This is a genomic window from Planococcus salinus (assembly GCF_003719725.1).
Lineage (GTDB): Bacteria > Bacillota > Bacilli > Bacillales_A > Planococcaceae > Planococcus > Planococcus salinus.
Window position 1 is genome coordinate 1 of sequence record NZ_RIAX01000027.1, and the last position, 1463, is coordinate 1463.

Here is a 1463-nt window from a genome sequence, read left to right on the forward strand (position 1 = left end):
CAAAAGTTAGAGTTCAAAACTAACTTTTGGGGTGTTTTTTATATGGCGAAATATAGTGAGGATTTCAAACTGCAGTTGGTGAAGGAATACTTGGAGAATTCTTTGGGATACAAGCGATTGGCCCACAAATATGGAATGCCTTCTTCTTCTCCGATTATACGCTGGGTAAGGGCTTATCAGGCGTTTGGAATAGAAGGCTTACGGAAGAAGCAGACGCACCAGGTGTATTCTGTTCAATTCAAGGTGGATGTATTACACTTTATGAAACAAGCAGGTGCTTCTTACCAAGACACAGCGGACCAATTTGGGATGAACAATTCGTCGCTCATTGCGAATTGGAACCAGAAGTTTTTGGCGGAAGGAGTAAAAGGCCTGGAAGAACGAGCGAAAGGACGACCCTCCATGTCAAAAAAACCGAAACAGAAGTCGGACAAGCCTGAAAAGGTTTTGTCCCGGGAAGAACAACTGGAACGGGAGAATGAGCTTCTCCGCTTAGAAGTGGCCTATTTAAAAAAGTTAAAAGCTTTCCAGGAGAATCCGGATGCCTTCCTCGAAAAGCACAAGCAGCGCTGGCGTTCGAACTCCACGAAGAAGGATTCCGATTAAAGGATGTGCTAAAGATCGTTGATCTTCCGGAAGCGACTTACCATTACCACCGGCACCGGTTCGATTCGGAAGACCCGGACCAGGAGTTGAAACCCCTGATCCAGGCACTGTTCGAGAAACACGAAGGCCGTTACGGATACCGCCGGATCCACCTGGCGTTGCAGGCGATTGGCCATGTCATTAACCACAAGAAAGTGCAGCGCATCATGAACGAATTAAATCTCAAATGCGGAAAATTCATCCGTAAATCACGTTATAAATCCTACAAAGGAAAAGTGGGAACCATCGCCAAAAACCGGTTGAACCGCAGGTTTTCTACGCCACATGCCTTGCAGAAATTGACGACCGACATCACGGAATTCAAGTGTACTGGGGATGAAAAGCTTTATTTAAGTCCGATCATGGATCTCTACAACGGCGAAATCATCGGGATGAGCATGGCAAAACGGCCGACCCTCGATTTCGTGGTGGCGTCATTGCATCAGGCCCTGCCGATCATCAAGGAACAGGCAATCTACCGAACCACCCTCCATTCCGATCAGGGCTGGCACTACCAGCACGCCGCCTGGGTGAAGGTGTTGAAGGAGCAACGGATCTTCCAAAGCATGTCCCGGAAAGGGACCTGTGCCGATAATGCGGCCATGGAAAACTTCTTCGGCCTCCTGAAGCAGGAGATGTATTACGGAGAAGCAGTGGTATCGTACGAGGAATTAAAACAACGGATCGAACAATATATAACCTACTACAACAACGAACGCATCAAACAAAAATTGGCCGGCATGAGCCCGGTGCAATACCGGACACACGCCAGCCAATTAGCTGCGTAAATAAAACTCTAACTTTAAGGGGTCACTACC

2 protein-coding genes are annotated in these 1463 nt (G+C 47.6%); both read left to right on the forward strand.

Annotation, left to right across the window (positions count from 1 at the left end):
• The first annotated feature begins 42 nt into the window (after positions 1-42).
• Entirely contained in the window at positions 43-606 is a 564-nt protein-coding gene (locus EEX84_RS16400) for a helix-turn-helix domain-containing protein (protein ID WP_123166724.1), read from the forward strand.
• A complete protein-coding gene (locus EEX84_RS16405; protein WP_240034014.1) occupies positions 570-1433 on the forward strand; it encodes an IS3 family transposase in 864 nt (287 codons plus the stop codon). The genes EEX84_RS16400 and EEX84_RS16405 overlap by 37 nt, the downstream gene beginning before the upstream one ends.
• The last annotated feature ends 30 nt before the right edge of the window (positions 1434-1463 follow it).

Coding starts and splice junctions, on each gene's coding strand:
- EEX84_RS16400 (WP_123166724.1), top strand. CDS start 43: ATGGCGAAATATAGTGAGGATTTCAAACTGCAGTTGGTGAAGGAATAC.